Below are 19410 nucleotides of genomic sequence, written 5' to 3'. Positions count from 1 at the left end.
CTTCCCCGATCCCGTGACGCTCTCACCGTTCTCCTGAAAGGCAGACATGACCCACGACTGGTCCGCAGCCCTGATCGCCCCCGACGAGGACTTCGCCGGCGCCCCCGTGCTGCGCAAGGAGTTTGCGCTCGACCAGGGCCATGGCGCCGTGGTCCGCGCGACACTCTTCGTCACGGCGCACGGGATCGTTGAACCGACCCTCAACGGCGCGCCAGTGTCCGACGAGGTGCTCACGCCGGGATGGACCAGCTACGAGTGGCGGCTGCGCTACCGCAGCTACGAGGTCACGTCGCTGGTCTCGGACACCTCGGTGTTGGGGCTCGCGCTCGGCAACGGCTGGTTCCGCGGCCGTCTCGGGTGGGACGGTCGCCGGGCGTTGTACGGCTCGGAGCTGGCGGCCCTGGCGGAGCTGCACCTCGACTTCGAGGACGGACACCACCAGGTCGTGGGCACGGACGCCACCTGGCAGGCAGGTCCCTCCGCCACGCTCGCCAACGACCTCTACGACGGCCAGACCATCGACGCCCGGCTGGAGTCGTCCGACTGGACGCTGCCCGAGGCGGCCCTCGACGGTTGGTCCGGAGTGCACGCGGTCAGCCATGACACCGCGCGACTCGAGCCCTACCTCGGGCCTCCCGTCCGTCGTCAGGAAGTCGTGGCACTGGTGAAGGTGTGGACCTCACCGGCGGGCGCGACGTTGGTCGACTTCGGGCAGAACCTGGTCGGCTGGCTCCGCTTCTCCGTGCAGGGCGAGGCCGGCACCGAGGTCACCATCCGTCATGCCGAGGTCCTCGAGCACGACGAGCTGGGCACCCGGCCGCTGCGCAGCGCGTTGGCCACGGACCGGTTCGTCCTCAGCGGGGGAGTGGACACCTTCGAGCCCACCAAGACCTTCCACGGCTTCCGGTATGCCGAGGTGACCGGTTGGCCGGGTGAGCTCACTGAGGGCTCGCTCGAGGCCGTCGTGGTCCACTCCGACCTCGCGCGAACGGGGACGTTCGAGAGCTCCGACGAGATGCTCAACCAGCTGCACCGCAACGTGGTCTGGGGCCTGAAGGGCAACTTCCTCGACGTCCCCACCGACTGCCCGCAACGCGACGAGCGCCTGGGCTGGACCGGTGACATCGCCGCCTTCGCCCCCACGGCGGCATACCTCTATGACGTGTCTGGTTTCCTCTCCAGCTGGCTGGTCGACGTCGACCTCGAGCAGAGCCACGCCGATGGCATGGTGCCGTTCGTGGTGCCAGATGTCCTGAAGTACATGGAGATCCCGGCCGAGTTCCCCACTCCGAACAGCACCGCTGTCTGGAGCGACGCGGCCGTCTGGGTGCCTTGGGCGCTCTACCAGGCGTACGGAGACCGGGAGGCGCTCGGCCGCCAGTACCCGGCCATGACGGCGCACGCCCGCCGGGTGGAGGGCATGCTGTCTGACACCGGCCTGTGGGACACCGGGTTCCAGTTCGGCGACTGGCTGGACCCGCAGGCACCCCCGGACGAGCCGTTCAAGGCCAAGGCCGACAACGGCGTCGTCGCGACCGCTTGCTACTACCGCACCCTGCGCCAGGTGTCCGCGACAGCCGAGCTCGTGGGTGAGAGCGACGACGCCGGATACTTCTCGGACCTTGCGGACCGAGTGCGCAGCGCCTTCCTGAAGCACTACGTCACCGAGGGCGGCCGCATCGTGAGCGACTGTGCCACGGTCTATGCCCTGGCCATCGAGTTCGGTCTGCTCGACGGGGCCGACCGCCAGGGTGCGGGCGACAGACTCGCAGAACTGGTGCGGCAGAATGGTTTCCGCATCTCGACCGGGTTTGCCGGGACGCCCTTCGTAACGGACGCACTGACCAACACGGGGCACCTCGACGACGCCTACAACCTGCTCCTCGAGCGAGAGTGCCCGTCCTGGCTGTACCCGGTCACCATGGGTGCCACGACGGTCTGGGAACGGTGGGACTCCATGCTCCCGGACGGCACCATCAACCCCGGCGAGATGACGAGCTTCAACCACTACGCCCTGGGTGCCGTGGCCGACTGGATGCACCGGACCATCGCCGGCATCGCGCCCCTCTCGCCCGGGTACGACCGCGTCCTCATCGCCCCACAGCCAGGCGGAGGGCTGACCTGGGCCAGGGGTGCTCTCGACACGAGGCACGGCACCATCGCCACTGACTGGGCCTTGGATGACGACCGACGGCTGTCCGTCCGGGTGACGGTCCCCGAGGGCGTCGAGGCGACGGTGCGCCTGCCCGACGGCACGGAGCAGACCGTGAGTGCTGGGGACCACGAGTTCACCGGCTAGAGCCGGCCCCTGCACCGAGCCCACCGATCCCGGGACTTCCACCGCGAGCAAAGGACTGCAGCATGACCCTGGACGACCTCAGCCGGCTCATCAAGGACCCTGCGATCGAGTACCGGCCCGAGCTGCGCTGGTGGCTCGCCGAGGGACTGCACACCGACGAGACCCTGCGACACGAGATCGACACCGCCCATCGACTGGGTTTCGGCGGGATGGAGTTCCTCGCCATGGACGAGGGCGACATCGACCACACCCGCTACGGGTGGGGGGCCGAGGAGTGGGTGCACGACTCGCAGATCGTCGTCGAGGAGACCACCAAGCGGGGTATGTCGGTCAGCTTCACGTCGGGGACGAACTGGTCGAACGCGAACCTCCCGACCATCGACGCCGACCACCCCGCAGCGGCCAAGGAGCTGGACGTCGTCATCGAGGAGCTCCAGGGCGGGGCTTCGCGACGGGGCGCCCTGCCCCGCATCGACCTCGATGCTGAAGTGGTACAGCAGGTGCTCCCCGGGCACCGCGGTGAGATCCGCAAGCAGCATTTCGTCTCGGTCCTGGCCGCCCGCGTGGTGGAGGAGACGGAGATTGGCGCTGTCCTGGACGTCGACTCCGTGGTGGACCTGACGGGTCTCGTCCAGGACGAGGCGCTGGCGTGGACTGCCCCGGACCTCGGCTCCTGGCGGATCTTCACCTACTGGACGCACGGGACCGGGCAGACAGCGTCTCCTGCGGCCTTGGTCAACTACACCGTCAACTACCTCGACCCTGATGGCGCGCAGGAGGTGATCCGCTACTGGGACGCCGTGGTGCTCACTCCCGAGCTCCGAGAGCAGATCGCCCGCAACCCGCGCGCCCAGATGTACATGGACTCCCTCGAGCTGTTCACGACCGGAGCCGGTGGCGTGTTCTGGGGCCGCACGGTGGCCGACGAGTTTCGGACACGCCGCGGCTACGACATCCAGCCCTGGCTGCCTTTCCTCACCCGGACGGTGTTCATGATGGCGGCGGCGACGACCTACCACAACGAGGCCACCGAGGAGCACCAAGTCACGGTCGAGAAGGTCCGCTTCGACTACGTCCGCACCCTCACCGACCTCTACATCGAGAACATGCTCCGCCCGTTCGCGGCGTTCCTCCACGACAACGGCATGACGCTCCGCGCGGAGATCAGCTATGGCCTGCCGTTCGAGCTCACCCGACCGGGCCCGGAGGTCGACGGCATCGAGACGGAGTCACTGGAGTTCGCTTCCCAGATCGATGCCTACCGGCTGATGGCCGGTCCGGCTCACCTGTTCGGCAAGCAGTACTCGTCGGAGACCGGCGCCACCACCCGCAACCACATCCTCGACCACCGGTTCTACGACCAGATCATCGCCACCCAGCTGGCCGCCGGCATCACCAAGACCGTCCTGCACGGCTGGGCCAGCACCGCCGGCGCCGAAGGTGTGACCGAGTGGCCCGGACACGAGGGCATGTGGTCCATGTTCTCCGAGCGGTTCGACACCAGGCAGCCGGGGTCGGAGTTCTACCCGCTGTGGAATGACGCGCTGGGCCGCTACCAGTGCGTCCTGCGGCAGGGAAACCCCCGCGTCGATGTCGGCATCCTGCGCACCGACCACTTCACCGACAACATGTCCGGCATCGGGTTCCTCGGCGCGGACGGCACCCGCACCCACGACGAGGAGGCCTATGGCCGCCTCTGGATGCGCAACCGACAGAACCACTGGTGGCAGGACCTCGGCATGCAGGACGCCGGCTGGACCTACGAGTTCTTCGACGGCTCCCTCCTGCTGCGCGATGACGTCACCCTTGCCGACGGGCTCGTCCAGCCGAATGGTCCCGGCTACCAAGCGCTGATCGTGTACCAGAGCGAGTTCGACCCGGACGTCGCCGCCAAGCTCCTCGAGTGGGCTCGCCAGGGGCTGAAGGTGCTCGTCGTGAACGGCGCGCGCGAGCTGAAGCTGCTCATCAAGGACCTTCACAGGACCCATGAGCGTGCCGCCGCACAGACACCCGGACTCGACGGACGCGACGATGAGCTGGCCCGCACCATGGCCGAGCTCCTCGCCCAACCCACCGTCGTGGCGATCGACGATCCCGCAGAGACCGTCGAGGCACTGCGAGACCTTGGCGTCGCGGGACGCGCCGAGTTCACCAACGAGAACCGCAGCGTGCTGTCCCACCTGCGCGAGGACGGTGAGCTGCTGCACTTGTACCTGTACCACTTCCTCTACGATACGGGAGCGCCCGTCGAGGTCGAGGTAGCACTTCCGGGTCAGGGACGTGCGCACCGGATCGACGGGTGGACGGGGGCGATCCGGCCGTACCCGAGCGTGGGGGAGGGCGATCGAACCATCCTGCGGGTGGCGCTCGCACCGGGTGAGACCGTGCTGCTCACTCTGGACCGCGGGGACACCACCGCCCCTGACACCACCGCCCCCGACACCACCGACGTCGACGTCGATGCGACCTCGTTCGAGACGGTTGTCGAGCCGGCCGAGTGGACGATCGCTGTCGAGAGCTGGGACGCGGGGGAGCTCAAGGTCATCACCGAGGACCGCGGGCTCGGCTACCAGACCCGCGAGGTCCGGCCTCTGACGGCAGTCTCGCGCCTCGAAGCCGGGACAGGAGCACTGCGGCCCTGGAAGGACCTGCCCGAGGTCGGACCCGAGGTGTCCGGCGTGGGTGAGTACACCACCACGCTGCAGCTCGACCATGAGCCGCTGGAGGGGCGCCGCCACCTCCTCCACCTCGGCTCCACCGCCGGCGCCCTCGGCTCCGTGCGGATCAACGATGCCGAGGCAAAAGGCTTCGACACGTCCTGTCCCGTCGTCGACGTCACCGACGACCTGCGCGCGGGTGCCAACACGCTGACCGTCCGGGTGTCGAGTTCACTGAACAACCGGCTGCTCGCCCGGGGTTACTACGAGAAGGTGCCCGACATCATCTGGCAGATCTCAGGTGGGGAACCACAGATGCAGACAACCGACGTGCACGATCACGGCCTCCTCGGTCCCGTCCGTCTCATCCGGGAGGCGACGGGGCAGTGACCCCGACCCGATATGGCGCGCGAGGCACCAACGAGGCGCCCCTGAACCTCAGAGCTTGAGCTGGGCCGCATGCCCCATGACCACGACGGGATGTGACTCGGGAGCGAGGTGCAGCAGGAGGTAGCGCACACCCTCAGCGGGGAGGGAGACGCAACCGTGCGTGGGACCGTCGTGGTCCACATGTAGCCAGATGCCACCGCCGCGTCGGTCGCCAAGAGGTCGTGACTGGTCGAGGGGCGACCGGCCGGGAACGCGGTTGTAGTCGACGGCGATGACGTAGTCGAACGCGTCCGCCGTCGAGTCCCCGAAGCCCGGCTGCTTGGGAGGAGGCTCGAACGCTGCCGACCGGTGGTAGGGCAGCTGGGATCCGGGATTGGCCTTGCGCCCGCCTGCCGCGCTGAGGGTGAAGGTGCCGACCGGAGTCTTGAGGTCGCCTTCGACGTGGCTGGTGGCCCAGCCCCGTTTGCCGACGTGTCCCCGCCAAGCGGCCACGAGCATCCAGTCCGCTGCCGTGCGCTCGTAGAACTCGACAGTGGCCGCACTCGACGTCGCGGTCGCTCCACGAACCACCACCACCTGTCTGGTGTGTCCTGCAATGGTGCTGCGCGTCCGTGCGCCGACAGGGAGGGTCCGCGGGGCGGCTGTGGTGGTGGAGGGGGTGGGGGAGGCGGCCGGGTCAGGGACCGCGGAGCCTGCTCCACTCGCCGACGTTCCGGGCGAGGGGGTGTCCTGGGGCCCGTTGGCGGCTGCCGGTTGCTCATGCTGGCCTGCCGGCCCGCTGAACGGGCCGATCCCCATGGTCGCGAGGCCAGCAAGGCCGAGAGCCGTCCCCAGCGCCAGCATCGTCACGGTCGCGGCCAACCGCTCGATACGGGGTGGGTACCTGCGTGGTGTGCGGTGTGAGCCGGCATGGCTGGCAGCGCGGGCCTGTCGGCCTGCGCTGGAGCGGCTGCCACCCGACATGCCGCGAGTCTACGGCCGCCTCCTCGTGAACTTCGTCAGCCTGCGGATCGCCCCGGAACCACGTCCGCGTGCGGGGTGGTGGCCGCAGTCGCGCCGGCTTGGAGGGAGCGCACGACGAGGGTGGCGAGTGCGGTGGTGACCGGGACAGCAAGGACCAGGCCGATGCCGCCGGCCATCGTGCGCACGATCTCCTCGCTGATGTCGGAGCTGGTCAGGATCCGCGCGACGGGCTGGTTGACCAGGCTGATGAGCAGCAGGACCGGCAGAGCGGCGCCGGCGTAGGCGAACACGACCGTGTACACGGTGGAGGCGATGTGGTCGCGCCCGATGCGCATGGCCTGTTGGTACAGCCGCAGCGGCGGCATGGTCGGGGCAGCGTCGTACAGCTCCCAGACGGCGGAGCTCTGCGTGATCGTCACGTCGTTGAGGATGCCCAGACCGGCGAGGATGATGCCGCAGGTCAGCAGGTTGCGCAGGTCGATCTGCTGGGCCACCTGTTGCAGGGCGGCGTTGTCCTCACTGCTCACGCCGTTCAGGTGCGCCTGCGCCACTGCCAGCGTGCCGACGCCAGCGGTGATCCCCAGGCCGGCGAACGTCCCCAGGAGTGCGGTCGTCGTGCGGGCCGAGACGCCGTGAGCCAGGTACAGCACCACGATCATGATCGCTGCGGAGGAGAAGAGGCCGACCGCCACAGGGCTGCGCCCATCGAGCAGCGCAGGCATGAGGTACTTGACGACCACCGCGCCGGCGACGGCGAGGCCGACCAACGACCGCAGGCCGCGCCACCGGGCGACGGCGATGACGGTGAGGCCGAAAGCGACCGCCAGCCACGTCAGGGGAGCGCCGCGCTCGATGTCATAGAAGGTGTAGGGAGACCCCTCTCCTTCGCCGGGGACCTTGAGCACCACGAGGCCGATGCCAGTCCCCGCACGTCTCGCATCGGGGGGCAGGTCGACGGTGACCTCGGATCCCTTCTCCGGGCCGGTGCGGATCTCGACCTTGGCCCGTCCACACTTCGCGGTCGCTGGATCCTTGGTGATCGCGGTGTCGGGTGCCCCGAACTGGTCACAGTCCAGGGGGGCGATCGAGGTGACGGTGCCGTGGAGGTACTCGACGCCGGCGACGGCGCTGTCGCGCAAGGCCGGACGGCCCTCGCCAGTGGGACGCAGGACCCACATGCCGGCTGCCGTCACGACGGCGATGACCAGGACGGCGGCGCCCAGCGCGACCCGCATCCACACCGGTGTCGGCGGGTGAGCGCTCGTGTTGGTATGCCGGTGGGAGCCTGCCATGGGTACCTCTCTCGTGGATCGCACTGCGCACCTTATGCGCTGAGGCTGGCCCTCGCCGCGTGCCCTCCCTGAGGGCACGGGGTGCTGGGCCAAGAGGCCGTCAAGATTGCCGTCGCGCGCGCTAAGGATGCGTCAAGAGCCGGGGCCGCGCGGTCGCACCGGTGTTTCAGTCGGGTCGTGACCGAACTGCTGCGCATGCCCAAGCGCCTCCTGGTGGGCCGACCACTGCTGAGCTCCCAGATGGGGGAGACCCTGCTGCCGAAGAAGCTGGCTCTGCCCGTGTTCTGCAGCGACCCGCTGTCGTCCAACGCGTACGCCACCGAGGAGATCCTCCTGGTTCTGAGCATGGGTGGGCTGACCCTGCTTCACCTCACCCCGCTCGTGGCCGCCGGAGTCGTGCTGCTGCTCGTCGTGGTCGTCCTTTCCTACCGGCAGACGTGTCACGCCTACCCGAACGGTGGCGGGGCGTATGCCGTCAGCCGGGCCAACCTGGGGCGAAGCGCGGCCCTCGTGGCGGCCAGCGCCCTGCTCGTCGACTACGTGCTCACCGTCGCGGTGTCGGTGGCGGCAGGAGTGGCCAACATCGTCTCCGCGGTCCCGGCGCTCGCGCCCCACGCCCTCACGCTGTCCGTGGTGCTGGTGGCCCTGCTCGCCCTGGTCAACCTGCGCGGGATCAAGGAGTCCGGAGCCGCGTTCGCCGTCCCCACCTACGGGTTCGTCGCCTGCGTCCTCGTCATGCTCGCCCTCGGGATGTACCGGACCGCGATCGGGGCGCCACCGGTCGCTGAGTCCGCACCACTCGGCATACACGCCGAAAGCCACGTCTCAGGGTTGCTCGTGCTTGCCCTCGCGCTCCGAGCCTTTGCCTCGGGCTGTACCGCGTTGACCGGCGTCGAGGCCGTGAGCAACGGGGTGCCCAACTTCAAACGACCCAAGAGCCGCAACGCCGCCGACACCCTGGCGATCATGGGGGTCCTGACCATCGTGATGTTCGTCGGCCTGACCGCGATGGCGCTGATCGCGAAGGTCCACGTCGCTCATGACCCCACCATGCTCACCGGTGCTCCTGACGGGTACATCCAGAAGACGGTGATCGCCCAGATCGCTGGTGCCGTCTTCGGTGGGGGCAGCATCGGCTTCTACGCGGTCCAGGCGTTCACGGCAGCCATCCTCGTCCTGGCTGCCAACACCGCGTTCAACGGTTTCCCGATCCTCGCCTCGCTGTTGGGGGAGGACGGCTACCTGCCGCGACAGTTCGCTCGTCGCGGGGACCGGCTCGTGTTCTCCAACGGAATCGTCATCCTGGCGCTTTTGGCGGTCGGTCTGTTGTGGGCCTTCGATGCGAACACCACTCGCCTGATCCAGCTTTACATCATCGGGGTGTTCGTCTCCTTCACCCTCAGCCAGGCCGGGATGGTTCGGCACTGGCAGCAGCTGTTGGTCGGACCAGCAGCGCCACGGGACCGGGCACGTACCAGGCGCAAGCTGGCGATCAATGCTGTGGGCGCTGCGGTGACCGGGTTGGTGCTGGTCATCGTCCTGGTCACCAAGTTCACCCACGGTGCCTGGCTGGTCGTGGTCGCCATGCCCTTGCTCATCGCGCTCATGACGCTCATCCGCAGGCACTACCGGACGGTGGCCCGAGCGCTTCGCCCGGCTGCCGGCGGGGTGGTCCTCCCTGCCCACATCCACACCCTGGTGCTCGTGTCGAGGCTGCACGCACCCACGCTGCGCGCGCTGGCGTTCGCCCGCGCGACCAGGCCGGCGAGCCTGCGGGCAGTCACGGTGCGCACCAGCGCTGCCGACACGGAACGACTGACTGCGCAGTGGATCGAGCGCGACATCCCGGTCGAGCTGACCGTCCTGGACTCGCCGTTCCGCGACATGACCCGCCCCGTGGTCGAGCACGTCCGCGAGCTCTTGCGCGACCATCCCCGCGACGTCGTGTCGGTGTTCATCCCGGAGTACGTGGTCGGTCGGTGGTGGGAACAGCTGCTGCACAACCAGAGCGCACTGCGGTTGAAGGCTCGCCTCCTGTTCGAGCCCGGGGTCATGGTCACCTCAGTGCCCTGGCAGCTCTCCGCCGACCCCCCGGTCGAAGTGGAGGACCTGTCCCTGTCCCGCGACGCACGTGTGTCACGCTGAGGACATGCAGCGGGCCGCGCGGGACGCAGAGCTCATCGTCCCCCTCCTTCCTGCAACCGTGCCACCGTCGAGGGTCATCGGCCTGTCACGACGGCGGCTGCTCATCGGCCTCGGCCTGTGCCTCGTCGGGCTGCCACTGCTCACATGGGTCATGGTGGGGCTGCGCGGCTCCGGGACCGGTGAGAGCGTGCTGCTGATCTACCTGTTGGCGGTCGTGGTGATCGCCGTCGTCGGCGGGATGCTGCCGGGACTGCTCGCCGCGGTCGGCGGCTTCCTCCTCGCGAACTGGTTCCTCACCCCGCCATTCCACACGTTCACGGTCGGCGAACCCGCAGCCCTGGCCGACCTCGTGGTGTTCGTCCTGGCCGCCGCGATCGTCAGCGTCACCGTCGAGGTCGGTGCACGGAACCGCGCGAAGGCGGAGCGAAACCGGCTCCAGACCCACATGGTCGCGAACCTGAGCTCCGCCGAGATGCAGGGCGTCAGCGTGGAGCGGGTGCTCGACCAGGTGCGCCAGCTGTACAGCATGAGCACTGTGGTCCTCGCCCCGCACACCGACGTCCAGCGGCCGGTGGCATCGGTTGGTCCCACCCCCCACGGGTCGCCGGTGCTGTCGATCCCGGCGTCCGACTCGTTGAGCCTGCTCGGGTACGGCCGCCCCGTGTTCGCCGAGGACCGAGTCCTGCTGCAAGCCCTGGCCGGGACTGCCGGCCGCGCGTGGGAGACCGCGCGCCTGGCCGAGGAGGCCAGTCGAGCCGAACAGCTCGCGCAGACCGACCGGGTCCGATCCGCGCTGCTGACAGCCGTGGGGCATGACCTGCGCACGCCGCTGGCGGGCATCAAGACCGCTGCGTCCGGGCTGCGGCAGCCCGATGTGGCCTGGGAGCCGGGCGAGCAGGACGAGCTGCTGGCCACCATCGAGGACGGCGCAGACAGGCTCGCCGCCCTCGTCGACAACCTGCTGGCGATGAGCCGCCTCCAGGCTGGCGCGTTGTCCGTGCACGCTCATCCCGTGGACGTCGAGGAGGTTGCCTCCCGAGCACTGATCGGCCACGACACCCACTGCGTCGTCCTCGACATCGCGGAGGGACTGCCACCCGTCATGGCCGACGGTGGCCTGCTCGAGCGCGTCCTGGCGAACCTCGTCGACAACGCCCTCCGGTACACCCCCGAAGGGGGCCAGGTGACCGTCGCCGCCCTGCCGGCCCCCGACCCCGCAGTCGTCGAGATCCGCGTGAGCGACCAGGGACCCGGCGCCGACCCGACGAGCTGGGACGAGATGTTCGTTCCCTTCCAGCGCCTCGGCGACAACACTCCTGGCGGGGTCGGGCTCGGTCTGGCGATTGTCCGCGGCTTCACCGAGGCGATGAGCGGAACCGTCAGGCCATCTGCGACTCCCGGCGGCGGCCTCACCATGACCCTCCTGCTGCCGGCGGCGGCCACGCCGTGACCACCGTGCTCATCGTCGAGGACGACCCCCAGCTTCGCCGGGCGTTGGCGATCAACCTGCGCGCCCGCCACTACGACGTGCGCGCCGTGGCCGACGGAACCTCGGCCCTGAACGCCGCCGCAGCCGAGGTGCCCGACATCGTCATCCTCGATCTCGGGCTGCCTGACATCGACGGGGTCGACGTGGTCAGCGGCCTGCGTGGCTGGACCGACGTGCCGATCATCGTGCTCTCCGCGCGGGACGGCCAAGGGGACAAGGTCGACGCACTGGACGCGGGCGCGGACGACTACGTCACCAAGCCGTTCGGCATGGACGAGCTCCTGGCCCGGTTGCGCGCGAGTCTGCGACGAGCGGCTCCGGCCGAGGACGCGCCCACCCTTCTGGCTGGCGCCCTGGTCATCGACCGACGGGCCAAACGCGTGACGCGATCAGGACAGGACGTGCGCCTCACGCCGACCGAGTGGCACCTGCTCGAAGCCCTGGTGCGCGACCCGGGCAAGCTCATCCCCGGCCGTCAGCTGTTGCAGGAGGTGTGGGGGCCCTCCTACGGCGACGAGACCAACTACCTGCGCGTCTACATGGCAACGCTGCGGCGCAAGCTCGAGGAGAACCCTTCCGCGCCGCGCCACCTGATCACCGAACCCGGACTGGGCTACCGCTTCGAGCCGTAACGATCAGCCGCCGTTTCTCGCTCGCTCAGATATCGAAGTACATCTCGAACTCTCCCCGCACAGTTGGCAAACGTTGGCTGACGTGGCAAAGGGCCCCTGACCTGCACGAATGCCCATCTGAGGTGTTGGACACCGTTGGGCGTTTGTGAACCTCGTAAGGACAATCCAAGGACAAGGGGAGAACAACATGAGCAGGTCCATCACAGTCGGCGCCCTGTCGCTGGTCGCGGCCGGCGTCATCGGCGGCGCTTTCGCAGTCGCGCTGAGCCAGGGCGCACCGCAGCACCACCCGGTGCAGCTGCGTCAGGTGGTCGCCACCGAGACGGCCACGCCCAGCGCGACCACGACGACGGCCACGCCGAGCACCACGACGACGGCCAAGCCACCAGCACCGAAACCGGCCACCACGACGGCGCGACGGGCGCCAGCGGTCCAGAACGTCGCACCCGACCCGGCACCCGCGGAGACGACGCCGGAGCCGGTCACCACGACACCAGCGCGGACCATCCCGCGGCCACCTCCGGGCGACCCGGGCAACGCCCCGCGGTACTGCGGTGGGACCACCGTCTGCCCCTCGCCTGCAGGCTGAGACAAAGGGTAAAGATCACCCCAAAACGCCCACGGCCCTCAGTGCCGCGGGTTAGAACGGCCCCAGCCGGTGAAGCAACACCAACCGGGGCCTAGACCGATCACCAACCGAAGTGGAGAACGATCATGAGCACAGCATCACAGAGGATCGCCGCGCACCGCGTGAGCGAAACCGCCTACGACATCTGGGGAGCAACGCGCTGGAATGTGGGCAAAGCCATCGACAAGGCCGTCACCATCCCGCTCTACCGACTGACGGGATGGATCTCCGAGGGAAGCGCTACGACGATCGAGGAGGACTGCGACGCCGCCTACCAGATGGGGTTCGCCATGGGCGAGCAGCCGTTTGTCCGCCCCACGCGGGCGCAGGTGGTCGAGGCGCTCCAGCACCAGGGGCTCGAGGCGACCGACGAGCAGATGGCAGCGCTGGGGTTCGCCAACTACCCCACCGCGGTGCAGCGATGACCGACGCAATGCACGCCGTGCGCGTCGGCGACGTCATCAGTATCGGCAAGGGCCGGACCCTGTGGACCGTCGTGGGCCATCAGGAGTGCGACTACCCCGAGGTCGTGGTGCACCTGTTCGACCTCAGATCCCAGTCGGGCCGGAAGACGCGCCTCGACCTACGGTCCGACAACCAGCGGGTCACCCTGGTCTGGACGCTCGAGGAGATCGTGCTCGGCGCGGACGTGCTCGAGGCCGCCTCCTGACAGTCTCTCGACATCAAGACAGCCCCCCGTCGCCCTCGGAACGGGGGGCTGTCTCTACGGTCGACGTCGCCAGACTTCCCCTGTGGCGTTGGACGTCGCCCGGATGACCTTCGTCCCCAAGCCGCGCTGCTGGACCCGGACGTTCGCCATCGAGAGTGGCGATGCGGGTCCGGGCAGGCGCCAAGACGGAATGCTACCCGCGGCGGGCGCTGCTGGACATAGGAACGCGCCTCAGAATGGCACCGCCCCGTCTGTCAGGGGGGTGCAGGCGGGGCGGCTGTCGCGGCGCACCGGTGAGGGGGCGGGGCGGGCCGCGATATGGCCGATGCTACCCACGGCAAGGCCGTGCAGGCGTCCGACAGCGGTCCTAGTGCAAGGTGACGGGGCGGGCGCGGCACCCACGCCTAGATCAGCTCCGGGTGAAATGGGGTGTCCGGGCCGCCCACGTCGAAGAGGTCGTCGACGTCAGGGTGTTTGGCTGACCACTGCTCCCGCGCCTCCCAGTAGGCGCACTCCGGATGGCAGGCAGGGTCGGGCCAGTCGGCGGGGCTGTAGTGGACGAGTCGTGCCGGGGGTGCGTCCGCATCGGGGTTGGCCCTCTCACGGCGTCTCATGACGCGACTCCCCTGATCCACCGCGACCGTGCGCGGTTCCACCGCAGGCGCGCCCACTGCCGCGGTGTGCCTGGAGCGCCCTCGAAGACTTCGCCGGGCCAGTCGGCCTCATCGAACCGCGCCAGGCCATCCGGTAGCAGGTCGATCCTCCGCGGCCTCGCTCGACGCTTCACGAGACCGCACCACGGATGCCGTACACGCCCCGAGTGCCGCGGCGCTGCGTGCGCTGAGACTGCTCACCCTCCCGCTCACCCATCGGCACCCGCAGAGCCACGATCAGACGAGCCAGCAGGATGCGCTGGGCACGCAGCTCGACCAGCGCAGGGTGCGCCCTGCCCGCGACCATGATGCCCTCAGCGTCCACCCGGTCCTGCAAGGCGGTGCACAGGTCCGCAACCCGCACCGCCTGACGCAGCAGGGACAGTTCGTGCTCCTCGAGTTCGTACTCGTTCAGGACCGCCCGCCACAGGCGACGACCCTCGACGCCCGAGCCCTTCGGCGGGGCTGGCTTGTCGGTGCTCATTCAATTACTCCAATCGTTTCAGGTCCTACAGAGAGAGAAGATGGACTCGCGGGTCGCAGCCGGATTCCCTCGGAAAGAAACGGCCCGACCCCGCTCGGTTTTTCCGAGGGCCACTGAGCGCGTGCGTGCGCTCATCCCTGCCCGGGGTATCCCGGGGCTGGTGGCTTGCGCACGATGTCCCGCAGGTCTCCTCGCAGGGCAGCGCGCAGCACGTCGGCCAGCTCGATGTCACGGGAGCGGGCGAGGGACTTCATGGCGGTGAGGCGGCACTCGTCGAAGCCGTGTTCCCGGGCGATGCGTGCCGCCTCGTCGACGTCCTGGCCGTGGTCGCCCCATCCGCTGATCCAGAACGCTGCCCGCTCGATGATGTCGGTGTTGCGGTTCGCGACGGTGACGAGGGCTGCGACGATCCGGTCCTCGGTCTGGGTGTCGGTGGTGCTCATCGGGTGGCCTCCCACTTGGCGCCGGTGGCCTCGAGCAGCCAGGCCGGGATGGGCATGTCCGTGTCTCGGGGCATGCCCGGGGCGATGAGGGACCAGCCGTCAGCGCTGCGGACGTGCCAGGGGATGACCCCTTCGGCCACGACCTCGACACCATCGGTGAGTTTGTGGGAGCGGACCTTGAGCCGCTGGAGTCCTTGGCCGCGGACGAGCTCGCCCATGGCGTCGAGGGCGGGCGGTACTGCCCAGGTGGCCGGGACGGACCAGCACAGCCATGCGGTGCGCTCTGCCACGGCCTTGCGGTCGCGGTGGTCGCCGCGCAGCGCAAGGGGGTCGGTGTTCACGGCGGCGCCGAACGCCACGGTGGAGGCTGCCTTGGGCGGTGCGGGTGGTGTCCACGCGACCTGGGTGAAGGTCGGCACGGGGCGCCATTCGCGCCATTCGCTGGTGGTCCGGCCGGTGTCCCCGGTGCGGTGGTGCTCCTCGGTGCCGATCTGCTCGAGCCACTGGCGCACCTTTGCCAGTGGTCCCTTGACGGCGAAGACGGTGCGGGTCGGGTCGGCGCCTGCCAGGATGCCGACGCCGTCTGCGTAGTTGGTGCGGTAGTGCTCGACGACATCGGACAGGGTCGCCAGTGGGGCTGCGGTCGGCTGGAGGGTGTCCCGGTTCAGCGGGACGGCGGGCATGCCGTGGGAGCCGACGAGGGCGCTTGCGGCGTGCGCTGCGGGAGCGAAGACGGCCAGCTGGTCGACCTGCAGGCGCCTCGTGGCGTCGGGGTCGACCGGGCCGCTCTGGTAGTGGCCGCTGGTCAGTGCGGTGGCGCCGGCCTGTGCGAGGGCTGCGCGGGTGTCTGAGTCGTAGTTGGTCATGGTGTTCCTTTCGGGGATGTCCTGCTGGGTTTGGAGGGAGCCTTGGCGTGTCGTCTCTTGCGTGCGCGGTAGCGGTGTCGTGGCCACTGCTCGCCTGTGCGTTGGTGGTTAGCCGGCGGGGGCGGGACGGGAGTCATGGCGTCACCTTCTGCTGGAGCGCGGCCTCGTCCCACGACACGGTCATGGCTGCGCCCGTGGCTGCCGTGGTCTGCAAGAGCAGGCGGGCGTATCCGTGGCCAGCGGGGACCGTGACCGGACCCAGTGCGAGCTGATATGCGGCGCCTGGGCTGGTGACGGTGGCGAGGGTGTGCGTGGTGGCGGAAGGGTCACTGGGCTCGCACGTGGCCGCGGTGGGTGCGGTGAGCACCTTCAGCACGCATGCCCATGTGGTGGCGCTGCCTGCGGCCTTGAGCCAGACGCTGCCTTGGTAGTCGATGCCGTCGTCGACCATGACGGGCCTGCTGGCCGTGGTGTGGTCGACCGGGGCGACGTCGGGTGTCATCGTGACGAGGGCGCGCGCCGAGCCCGCGAGCGCCTGGCCCGCGGTGTTGTCCCACGTGAGGGCGGCGGGTCTGGTGACGTACTGCGTCCAGTGGTCGGGCGGTGCACCGGCTGGGCCGTACTCGAAACCGGGGTTGGGCAGCAGGTTCGGTCCTAGGACGAGTCCTGCCGGGGTGCCACCTGAGCGGATCGAGGTCAGCTCGTAGGTCTCCCCGAGCGGGGTGATCGTGACGAGATTGCCGACCACTACTGCCCCAGTTTGGTCGGTCACGAACGCGGGCACCTCACCGCCCGCGACGTTGACGAGGGCGATGCCGTCACTGACGCTGATCACTTGCCCGGTGCGCGGGCCTCGGCGGCGGTCGCTGGTGAGCACCATGTCGATGAGCCTGCGGTTCGTCATGATGCAGTCTCGGGTTCGTCATCGGCCGGAGGCTCCTCGGGGAAGAGCCATGGCGAGCCTTGGACCACGGGTGCGTCGCCCTCGAGGCCTGCGGGCGGGCGGGGGATCGGGTTGTCGGGCATGGTGCTCTCCTTGCTCATCGGAACCACAGGACGCTGCCGCTGAGCGACACGCGGTTGAGGGCATCGGTGCCCCAGTTGGCGAACGCGCTGTGCGCGCTCACGGAGTAGGCGATGGACGAACCGAGCGAGGTCAGCACGACGCTCAGCGGGGACACGCTGGTGCCGCTGCCTCCGTTGAAGGTGCAGGCCAACGGCACCTCGCTGGAGGAGACACCGCCCAGGGTGACCCTCGAGTAGAGGTAGTCGGTCGGGTTCACGGTGTCGTTGTCGAGCGCGAACGTCCTAGCGATGACGCTGATCGCGGCGCTGGTGAAGCCGGCCGGGACGCTGATCGTCCCCGACATCTTGGTGGCGCTGCTGGTGGTGATGCCGAAGTTGGTGACCTCATTGCTGACGACGCCAGGGGCGACGGGGCTCACGAGCGCGTCGTTGCTGATCTTGCCGTCAGCGGTGAAGTCGCCGGTGACCCACAGGTTGCCTTCCACCTGCACGGTGCCCGGCGCCGGGAAGTGGAGTCCGGTGCCTGAGAAGTTGGTGCCCCTGTCTCGAAGTTGGGCGCGGTGGTCTTTGATCTCACCGCTGAGGGTGAGGCGTGAATTCGGGACTCTGGCCATGTGGTCAGCTCGCTTTCGTGTCTGTGGCGGTGGTGGTGGTCGTGCGCTCGTCATCAAGTGGGAGAGCTGCGTGCTGTGCGGCACCTCCCACCTCCACCTCTCCCCTAAAGGAGAGGTGGGAGAGGTGGGGAGCCTTCCCATGGGAGAGGTCGGGAGAGGTGGGAGAGGTGGGGATGTCGTTGGCGAACAGCGCTGCCGCGCCTCGGGTTCCGGTGCCGATCGTCAGCTGACCCTGTTCCTGGGCGAACCGCGCAGCCTTGGACACCTCGCCGTTGCGGAAGCCGGGGTTGTCGTCCATCTCTCGGATCGCGGCCTCGGTCGCTGCGTAGCTCAGTCCGGGCTGCTGGCGTGCCGCTCGGACTACGAGCACCGCGAGCTCTGCGGCCTTGCGCGAGTCGCGTCCGGCCTTGCGGGAGCCCTGCCCGGAGAGGGTCAGCGTGCGGGTCGCCGGGTCGAAGATGAGGCGGTCCTCTTCGAGGTCGACGTCCCTGCCCATGGCGCGCAGGTAGCGGTGTCCGTCCTCGTCCTCGCCGCGGGTCATGGTTATGACGACGTCGGCCCAGTCCTCGAGGGCGGACGCACCTCGCGTGCGTTCGCCGTTCCAGCCGGCGTGCGCGGACAGCATGAGGTCGGTGGCGCCCACCTCGGAGCGGACGAACCTGTCCAGGTCGACCAGCCACGCGCCGACCTCGCCGGAGTCGTTCTGGGAGGCGCCGGTGAAGGCGCGTCCGAAAGGGTCGACGATGACTGCCTCAGTGTCGTGACTGCGGAGGTAGGAGGCCAGTTTGGCGCGGTCCTCGACGTCGGTCAGGGGGTTGCGGCGGCCTCGGAGGTTGACCAGCACGAGGCGATCGGCGGGCACGCTGTGCTCGTGCGCCCAACGGCCGATCTGCGCAGCTGAGACCTCGTAGTTGAGCAGTGCCACGCGACCATCCAGGGGGCGCACGTCGAAGGTTCCGAGCAGCGGCTCCCCGGTCAAGAGGGAGCGGGCGTAGTTGAGCTCTGCGGTCGTCTTTCCGGTCTTGCGCTGGGCCACGAGCAGGGCGCTCGCGTCGGACGGGATGAGGCCATCGGCGCGCATGGGGGGCTCACTGGGCCGTGCCAGGATCTCGGTCAGGGTGCCTGCGTCGAACGGCTCGCAGACGACTCGCATGGGCTCGGGGCGGGGCTGTCGGCCGTGCAGGCGCAGGTAGCGCAGGGCTCGGGAGTCGACGCGACGCGCAGCCTCGTCGACGTAGGCGCCGCCGACCTGATCGTCAAGGGCGTCAAGGGACGTCCCGTCCCGCTCCATCAACGAGGCGAGTTCGCAGCGCATGCACCACGGGTGGGCGTAGTCGGCGTGCCGGGCGCCGTGGTCGTCTTTCGCGTCGGCGGTCCACTGCCCTAGCTTGAGCCCGTCGCGCTCGGTGCAGGTGTCGTTTGCGGCCTCCCGCCAGTCGTCGGGGTAGACGAATCCGGGCCAGGGTGTCAGCTCGCTCACGCTGCCCCCGTTCTGGCAAAGGCGATCTCCAGCGCCCGGTACACCGCAGCGATGCCGGCGGGGTTGGTGCCGACGACCGTGAGCGAGCCCGCAGGGCGAAGTTCCTCGATGAGTGGACCGAGCAGGCCGCCGAGCGGGGACTTGCCGCCGATGTGCAATTCCACTGCCACGCCTTCTGGGATGACAGGCACAAGGCGTGCGGCGGCACGGCCCTCGATGTAGCCGAACTCGTCCGCGGCTGGGGTCAGGTCAATGAGCAGGACGCCGGAGAGGTGCATGCGATCACCCCCGGTTGGCCGGGGATGGCCTCGAGAGCGAATCCGCCGCTCATGCGACAGCGCCCGAGGTGCGGGCCGCGCGCTCCCATGCCTCGACGTCCTCGAGTGCGTACAGCACTCGTCTGCCGACCTTGAATGACTTCGGGCCCTTGCCGACGTGCCTCCAGTAGCGGCATGTCTCAGCTGAGGTCCTGTACCGCTGCGCCAGCTCCTCCGTCGTGAGGTGGGTTGGCGCCTGTCGACTGCCCATCGCTTCGGTCATGACTTCGCTTCTCCTTGTGCCGGCGCGGATTCCAGCGCCTCCTACGTTTGATGTTGAGGGGTAAGCGCTTGACGTGGCAAGCCAAAGACGAGTAACGTGCATTCCGCAATGGATAATGAGAGGACGGGATACCAACGTG

At 69.0% G+C, this 19410-nt stretch carries 20 protein-coding genes; 7 read left to right on the top strand and 13 right to left on the bottom strand.

Translation table 11 applies throughout. The annotated features are described in order from the left end of the window. Positions 1–46 precede the first annotated feature (46 nt). Together AC1DXJ_RS10335 and AC1DXJ_RS10330 are read left to right on the top strand one after the other, a co-directional pair. Positions 47–2299, top strand: coding sequence for an alpha-L-rhamnosidase (locus AC1DXJ_RS10335; protein ID WP_477636903.1), 2253 nt, complete (start codon positions 47–49; stop codon positions 2297–2299). Positions 2300–2361: 62 nt separating this feature from the next. Next, complete coding sequence (locus AC1DXJ_RS10330; RefSeq protein ID WP_477636902.1) at positions 2362–5346, top strand: glycosyl hydrolase; 2985 nt, start codon at positions 2362–2364, stop codon at positions 5344–5346. Positions 5347–5394: 48 nt separating this feature from the next. On the opposite strand, the gene AC1DXJ_RS10325 is transcribed toward AC1DXJ_RS10330, so the two are convergent. Further along, positions 5395–6309 carry a L,D-transpeptidase family protein gene (locus AC1DXJ_RS10325; protein ID WP_477633365.1) on the bottom strand — a complete coding sequence of 305 codons (915 nt, stop codon included), beginning with the start codon at positions 6307–6309 and terminating at the stop codon, positions 5395–5397. A gap of 35 nt (positions 6310–6344) precedes the next feature. Further along, positions 6345–7601: a YibE/F family protein gene (locus AC1DXJ_RS10320; protein WP_477623607.1), complete on the bottom strand. Its 1257-nt coding sequence runs from the start codon at positions 7599–7601 to the stop codon at positions 6345–6347. Between the two features lie 177 nt (positions 7602–7778). On the opposite strand from AC1DXJ_RS10320, the gene AC1DXJ_RS10315 reads away from it, so the two are divergent. Genes AC1DXJ_RS10315 through AC1DXJ_RS10305 form a run of 3 tightly spaced genes read left to right on the top strand, consistent with a single transcriptional unit; the run spans position 7779 to position 11867 of the window. Continuing rightward, the gene (locus AC1DXJ_RS10315) at positions 7779–9746 is read left to right on the top strand and encodes an APC family permease (RefSeq protein WP_477623608.1); all 1968 of its coding nucleotides are present in this window, start codon (positions 7779–7781) and stop codon (positions 9744–9746) included. Positions 9747–9750: 4 nt separating this feature from the next. Further along, entirely contained in the window at positions 9751–11196 is a 1446-nt protein-coding gene (locus AC1DXJ_RS10310; protein WP_477623609.1) for a sensor histidine kinase, read from the top strand. Further along, positions 11193–11867, top strand: a complete 675-nt coding sequence (locus AC1DXJ_RS10305; RefSeq protein WP_477613277.1) for a response regulator — start codon at positions 11193–11195, stop codon at positions 11865–11867. The genes AC1DXJ_RS10310 and AC1DXJ_RS10305 overlap by 4 nt, the downstream gene beginning before the upstream one ends. A 303-nt stretch (positions 11868–12170) precedes the next feature. On the opposite strand, the gene AC1DXJ_RS10300 is transcribed toward AC1DXJ_RS10305, so the two are convergent. After that, positions 12171–12431 carry a hypothetical protein gene (locus AC1DXJ_RS10300; RefSeq protein WP_477636901.1) on the bottom strand — a complete coding sequence of 87 codons (261 nt, stop codon included), beginning with the start codon at positions 12429–12431 and terminating at the stop codon, positions 12171–12173. A gap of 150 nt (positions 12432–12581) precedes the next feature. Here AC1DXJ_RS10300 and AC1DXJ_RS10295 point away from each other — a divergent pair, with 150 nt between their 5' ends. Further along, positions 12582–12920 carry a hypothetical protein gene (locus AC1DXJ_RS10295; RefSeq protein WP_477623568.1) on the top strand — a complete coding sequence of 113 codons (339 nt, stop codon included), beginning with the start codon at positions 12582–12584 and terminating at the stop codon, positions 12918–12920. After that, complete coding sequence (locus AC1DXJ_RS10290; RefSeq protein WP_477623567.1) at positions 12917–13165, top strand: hypothetical protein; 249 nt, start codon at positions 12917–12919, stop codon at positions 13163–13165. Before AC1DXJ_RS10295 ends, AC1DXJ_RS10290 begins: the two co-directional genes overlap by 4 nt. Before the next feature lie 404 nt (positions 13166–13569). Here the strand turns inward: AC1DXJ_RS10290 and AC1DXJ_RS10285 are convergent, their stop codons facing one another. The 10 genes from AC1DXJ_RS10285 to AC1DXJ_RS10240 all read right to left on the bottom strand — a co-directional run bounded on the left by AC1DXJ_RS10285 (position 13570) and on the right by AC1DXJ_RS10240 (position 19271). After that, positions 13570–13779: a hypothetical protein gene (locus AC1DXJ_RS10285; protein ID WP_477636900.1), complete on the bottom strand. Its 210-nt coding sequence runs from the start codon at positions 13777–13779 to the stop codon at positions 13570–13572. A gap of 169 nt (positions 13780–13948) precedes the next feature. Beyond that, a complete protein-coding gene (locus AC1DXJ_RS10280) occupies positions 13949–14302 on the bottom strand; it encodes a terminase (RefSeq protein ID WP_477636899.1) in 354 nt (117 codons plus the stop codon). A 131-nt stretch (positions 14303–14433) separates the two neighbouring features. Continuing rightward, positions 14434–14745 (bottom strand): hypothetical protein, encoded by a 312-nt coding sequence (locus tag AC1DXJ_RS10275; RefSeq protein ID WP_477636898.1) that lies wholly within the window; start codon positions 14743–14745, stop codon positions 14434–14436. Next, positions 14742–15611 carry a hypothetical protein gene (locus tag AC1DXJ_RS10270; RefSeq protein WP_477636897.1) on the bottom strand — a complete coding sequence of 290 codons (870 nt, stop codon included), beginning with the start codon at positions 15609–15611 and terminating at the stop codon, positions 14742–14744. Before AC1DXJ_RS10270 ends, AC1DXJ_RS10275 begins: the two co-directional genes overlap by 4 nt. A 133-nt stretch (positions 15612–15744) precedes the next feature. Beyond that, complete coding sequence (locus AC1DXJ_RS10265) at positions 15745–16515, bottom strand: hypothetical protein (RefSeq protein ID WP_477636896.1); 771 nt, start codon at positions 16513–16515, stop codon at positions 15745–15747. Continuing rightward, the gene (locus AC1DXJ_RS10260) at positions 16512–16637 is read right to left on the bottom strand and encodes a hypothetical protein (RefSeq protein ID WP_477636895.1); all 126 of its coding nucleotides are present in this window, start codon (positions 16635–16637) and stop codon (positions 16512–16514) included. Before AC1DXJ_RS10260 ends, AC1DXJ_RS10265 begins: the two co-directional genes overlap by 4 nt. Before the next feature lie 14 nt (positions 16638–16651). Next, entirely contained in the window at positions 16652–17251 is a 600-nt protein-coding gene (locus tag AC1DXJ_RS10255) for a hypothetical protein (RefSeq protein ID WP_477636894.1), read from the bottom strand. A gap of 4 nt (positions 17252–17255) precedes the next feature. Continuing rightward, entirely contained in the window at positions 17256–18731 is a 1476-nt protein-coding gene (locus AC1DXJ_RS10250; RefSeq protein ID WP_477636893.1) for an AAA family ATPase, read from the bottom strand. After that, positions 18728–19009, bottom strand: coding sequence for a hypothetical protein (locus AC1DXJ_RS10245; protein WP_477636892.1), 282 nt, complete (start codon positions 19007–19009; stop codon positions 18728–18730). Before AC1DXJ_RS10245 ends, AC1DXJ_RS10250 begins: the two co-directional genes overlap by 4 nt. A gap of 49 nt (positions 19010–19058) precedes the next feature. After that, positions 19059–19271 (bottom strand): helix-turn-helix transcriptional regulator, encoded by a 213-nt coding sequence (locus AC1DXJ_RS10240; protein WP_477636891.1) that lies wholly within the window; start codon positions 19269–19271, stop codon positions 19059–19061. Positions 19272–19410 lie beyond the last annotated feature (139 nt).

The sequence above is a fragment of the Pedococcus sp. P2_D9 genome (assembly GCF_056404275.1).
This window is presented reverse-complemented; position numbering and strand designations above follow the sequence as displayed.